The 4,257-nt window shown below is 58.9% G+C and carries 9 protein-coding genes; 5 read left to right on the top strand and 4 right to left on the bottom strand.

Going from position 1 to position 4,257, the window contains the following annotated elements:
• The 4 genes from EOA49_RS30690 to EOA49_RS30675 form a co-directional block, all read right to left on the bottom strand.
• Positions 1-526, bottom strand: a 526-nt coding sequence (locus tag EOA49_RS30690) for a DUF6650 family protein (RefSeq protein ID WP_164749338.1), incomplete at its 3' end; no start/stop codon positions are given.
• A 27-nt stretch (positions 527-553) separates the two neighbouring features.
• Entirely contained in the window at positions 554-1,003 is a 450-nt protein-coding gene (locus tag EOA49_RS30685; protein ID WP_127243556.1) for a hypothetical protein, read from the bottom strand.
• A 288-nt stretch (positions 1,004-1,291) separates the two neighbouring features.
• Complete coding sequence (locus tag EOA49_RS30680; RefSeq protein WP_127241575.1) at positions 1,292-1,552, bottom strand: hypothetical protein; 261 nt, start codon at positions 1,550-1,552, stop codon at positions 1,292-1,294.
• Positions 1,549-1,869: a hypothetical protein gene (locus EOA49_RS30675; RefSeq protein ID WP_127241574.1), complete on the bottom strand. Its 321-nt coding sequence runs from the start codon at positions 1,867-1,869 to the stop codon at positions 1,549-1,551. Before EOA49_RS30675 ends, EOA49_RS30680 begins: the two co-directional genes overlap by 4 nt.
• 95 nt (positions 1,870-1,964) lie before the next feature.
• Here EOA49_RS30675 and EOA49_RS30670 point away from each other — a divergent pair, with 95 nt between their 5' ends.
• The 5 genes from EOA49_RS30670 (at position 1,965) to EOA49_RS30645 (ending at position 4,009) form a co-directional block, all read left to right on the top strand.
• Entirely contained in the window at positions 1,965-2,243 is a 279-nt protein-coding gene (locus tag EOA49_RS30670) for a hypothetical protein (protein WP_127241573.1), read from the top strand.
• A 155-nt stretch (positions 2,244-2,398) separates the two neighbouring features.
• Positions 2,399-2,623, top strand: coding sequence for a hypothetical protein (locus tag EOA49_RS30665; RefSeq protein WP_127241572.1), 225 nt, complete (start codon positions 2,399-2,401; stop codon positions 2,621-2,623).
• Between the two features lie 2 nt (positions 2,624-2,625).
• Entirely contained in the window at positions 2,626-3,330 is a 705-nt protein-coding gene (locus tag EOA49_RS30660; RefSeq protein WP_127241571.1) for an SOS response-associated peptidase, read from the top strand.
• Between the two features lie 11 nt (positions 3,331-3,341).
• Positions 3,342-3,527, top strand: a complete 186-nt coding sequence (locus tag EOA49_RS30655; protein WP_127241570.1) for a hypothetical protein — start codon at positions 3,342-3,344, stop codon at positions 3,525-3,527.
• A 188-nt stretch (positions 3,528-3,715) separates the two neighbouring features.
• The gene (locus tag EOA49_RS30645) at positions 3,716-4,009 is read left to right on the top strand and encodes a hypothetical protein (protein WP_127241568.1); all 294 of its coding nucleotides are present in this window, start codon (positions 3,716-3,718) and stop codon (positions 4,007-4,009) included.
• The last annotated feature ends 248 nt before the right edge of the window (positions 4,010-4,257 follow it).

Here is a 4,257-nt window from a genome sequence, read left to right as displayed (position 1 = left end):
CAACGGGGAAGATCGACGCAAGGTCTTCTTCCACGTCTATCTCGAATTCGGCCGCGAGGGCCGAAAGCTGCAATCCGAAGGTTGCCCGCAACTCCCCTAACGCCACGAAATAACCGGGCGTCAACGCGCGCTCGCCGTGAGCGTGCCACCGGGCCGGTGATCCGTGGTCGAAGTCGTTGCGAAGGCGATAAGCGATGTTTCGGTAATCAGGCGGCTCATTCTCCAGAAAGCGCCGGCAGGCGGCGCGCAGATGCCGGACGCGCCGTGCGGCTGGCGAGTTCTCGGGAAGGTCGTTCAAGATTTGCGTAAGCTCACTGCGCATCTGAATCAAGGATTGGTCAACTTGGCCCGGAACCTCGAAATGCATCGGCACATAGAGCACGCGCCGGTTCTCCAAGAAATTGAGCAGCCGCAAGATCACCGTCCGTTGCGCGACTGGCGGATTCCAGCTTGCGCTAATACTAAGGAACCCAATGCCGGTGAGCCTGCTTCGAATGGCGTCGAAGCCGCGTCGAACGATTGTCATTACCCCACCCTCGTCCACGGCGAGCCTTCAGAATGACGCCTCGGATCGTTTAATGATTTCTTCAATTGCCGCGCGAAAGACAGACAAAAAGACGGGCGCGTTTTTCTCATAGGCGACGAAATATTCGTCCACGCTTTGAAGTAACAGAGCTGCCCCTTGCTTTTTCTCGAACAGCTCCTTGTTCAACATTAGATCCAGCTTATGCATTTCTGCCATTTCGAACGGATGCCCATCAACCGCATAACCTCCACTATGGAATCTGAGACAGGTGAAGAATGTAGGCTCCATAAGGGTATGGGTACTCGCCGCTGGCTTCTTACTTCGTATAAAAGCGATTCCATCCTGATAGTTGTGAATGTGCTGACGAAGCATCTCAACTGCCTGACTTGGCGATTTTCCGCCGCTCAACGCCATCTCTGCCACTATGACCTCTAGCGGCTTTTCTTTGGGCCTTCTGTTGAACGGCCAGACGGTCATTGTGCACCACTCGTATTTCTTACATTGTCGCCATCCACCCTACCGCGCTGCCCCAGTTAGGCAAGCCTCGCTGGTTCGCGAGGATCGGCGCGCCGGGTGTAAATCACCACAACCATCTCATGAGATTCGTTGACGCATCGGCGAGGCTGCGGTGTCGCGAGACGGGCGACGATAGAGCCGCGACCTTCGCCGGTTGGCGCTATGCCCGCAAGAGAACGGGCGGGCAGATGATACCCGCCCGCCCGTGTCTTTGGTCAGCAAAGGGATCGGCGCGCCTATCGCGCGGGTTTACGCGGCCTCTTGAAGCGAAGCGGAATCCTCGCGGCAAGTGTCCGGCACGATGAAGCCGACTTCAGCCAGGGCGATGATGGCGGCGTTCCGGGGATCGTGATCGCCGCGAGCTTCAATCAACGCGTCCACAAGCGCGGTCCACTGGTCGTGCGGGAGGTAATGCGAGGTCATGATATTTCCTGTGTGAGGGTTGCCCGTGCTGCCGAAGCAGCGGGTGAAGACTCGCACGGCGGAATCATGCCGTGCAACGGTCATCATTTCGGGCCTTCCTCTTTCCACACTGGTACCCGATTGATCTTGATCGCCACCAGGCGGCGGATGCAAAGCCCTACGGCCTCGCGGCCGGTCGGCACGAACGACGACACGTCGAGCAAACCGTGATCGCGGCCATTCTCGCATTTCATGCTGTAGGCGAGGGAATCGACGTCGACGTCGCCGAAGATCTGGATCAGGTCGGAAGGCGCGTAATTGTGCTGTCGCTTGCAATAGGCGCAGCGCACACGAACCAGGCGCATGGTGTCGTTCAGTTTCGACAGCGGATAGTCGCGTCGCTTCGGGCCGTAGGTCTCGGGCATGAGAACAAAAAAGGAGTGAATTCCTGTTCCGTCAAGGGGTCACTTGACTCTTTTGTTCTCATTTCGTTCACTGTGGAAAAACGGAGACATTCCCGATGAAACCCATCATTGGCGACCGGATCGAGCAAGCGGACATCTATGCAACTGTGGAGCGCGAAAGGCCCCAAATTCATCGCTGCGTCAGCAAGATGGCAAAGCAGATGCGCGGCCTATCCGATGTGAGCCAGAAGCAGGCCATCGCAGAACTTACGGCAAGCTGGATTTTGGCGATCTACCCGAAAGACCTGGACTTGGCGCTTTCGCTCTCGGAGGCAATGCGTCACCAGACCGATATCTATCTGCGCGAAAGCAAAACGGCCAGCGCCCAGCACTAATGACCAGAAGAAGCCGAGGTCGGCCGACACCGACGGTCGTAGATCGAGAATGGCCGCATCAGATTGCGCTGCCGGACGATCTCTGCACTGCGCACAATTTTACACTGATCCGCGAGTTTTGCGGCAAGCACGGGCTCGACCATTGGACGCGCCAAGTGCAAGCGATCTGGCAGAACGGCAAGTACGAGGAATGGCGCCTGCATTGCTTTCGCGATCTCGCCGCGGCGGAGGCTTTTCGCGCGTACTTTGGCGGCATAGTCTTCGTGCCGGCGAGAGATCGTGAAGGGGGCCGTGCGCTCGGCGCTTGGCGCCGCGAGGACGAATATAGGCGGATTTTAGATCAGGGGCCGCTGAGCGTGCCCGAAGCCCTGCGGAGCTAGCTATGTGCAACCTCTACAATCTCACCACTAGCCAGGAAGCCATCCGGCAGTGGACGAAGGCGCTGCGCGACATCCTGGGTAATCTGGAACCGTCGGTCGACATCTATCCGAACATGCCTGGCGCCGTCGTCCGCAACGCTCCGGATGGGCAGAGGGAGCTTGCCAGGCTGCTTTGGGGCATGCCGACACCAGCGGAGCGCGTGAAGGGCAAGGCCGATTACGGCACCACAAACATCCGCAACCCACAATATGCCCACTGGCAGCAATACGTCGGCGTCGAAAACCGGTGCGTCGTGCCGGTCACCTGCTTTGCCGAACCGTCACCGACGCCGAACGACAAGGATCCGGACACCGGTATCCAACGCAATTGTTGGTTCGCGCTGAATGAGGATCGGCCACTCTTTTTCTTTGCCGGCCTCTGGACTCGATGGCAGGGCATTCGCAGGGTCAAGGATGGACCCGGTGATTTCGAGCTATATGGATTCATGACCACGAAGCCGAACGCCGTAATCGCGCCGATTCACGAAAAGGCGATGCCGGTCATACTGACCGCACACGAACAGATCGAGACCTGGCTCACCGCACCGTGGTCGGAAGCCAAGAACCTACAGCGCACCGCGCCCGACGATGCGCTGGTGATCGTCGACAAACCTGCAACCCAGATCAAATTCCCACAGCAGGCGCCGGCGCAAGCATCCTTGTTCTAGGGAGACCGCCCATGGATCACATCGTCGCGCTGGACAGCCGCCGGGAGGCCGCTCTGCAGAAGGTCGCCGACAAATTTGTTGCCCTGCACAAGGGAGACGCGATGAAGGCGCTGAAGGAGATGATCGTGCTCAACGGGCATCTTCAGGATGAACTCGAAGCAATGAAAGGGGAGCGGCGCGGCCGACGCTACTCATGAGCGACGAGCCCTCTCGCCCGGGCGAAACTGTGCAACTGCGGGAGCGCGGCCCACTCGGTCATGTTTGCGAGCATCAGGGCTGCGCGAAAGATGCTGGCTGGGGCTTCGCTCGCCCAAGGCAGCCCTCGCACGGGTTCTGTTTTGAGCACCGTGGGGAGGGGGAGCGCTACCTGTAGCGGAGAGGTAAGATGACACGTCACGCCATTGCAAACGATCTAGAAGGTGCAGCCGACCAGATTGCGGAGATGTCACGAGCCGACCTTCAGGTGATGCTCCGAAGGGCTGCGCTGATGCTCAGGAACGTCACGGGCCTTGTGCTCGAGCCGAAGGTCGAGGATTCCCTGTCAGGTGTGGCGGAAGAGATGGGGGTTTCGAAGGCCGATCTTGTCAGGACCATCGTCAGCGACTGGCTGATGGCCAATGCCTATCTGCCGGTGCCGTACGCGCTTGACGAGGAGAGCTCGGTCGAGGGGAGCACATGATCAATTTGCCGAAGCATCAACGCGAATACGCTGACCGGGAAATCGATTGTCAGGAAAAAATGGACGCCTAGAACCAAGTATTGCCCGCAATTGAGACTTCTCTAGACCTCCGTCGCATTTGGGAGCATTTTCTCCCGCGGGGGGAAAGGGCTTGGACAAGTCTCGCTACGACAACCGATCAGAGCAGTGGCGCAAGCGCACCGGCGCCAAACGCTCACGCGCCCTGCGGTGGGCGAGCGTGCCACGAC

Source organism: Mesorhizobium sp. M1A.F.Ca.IN.020.04.1.1, from assembly GCF_003997315.1.
In the GTDB taxonomy this organism is placed as follows: domain Bacteria; phylum Pseudomonadota; class Alphaproteobacteria; order Rhizobiales; family Rhizobiaceae; genus Mesorhizobium.
This window is presented reverse-complemented; position numbering and strand designations above follow the sequence as displayed.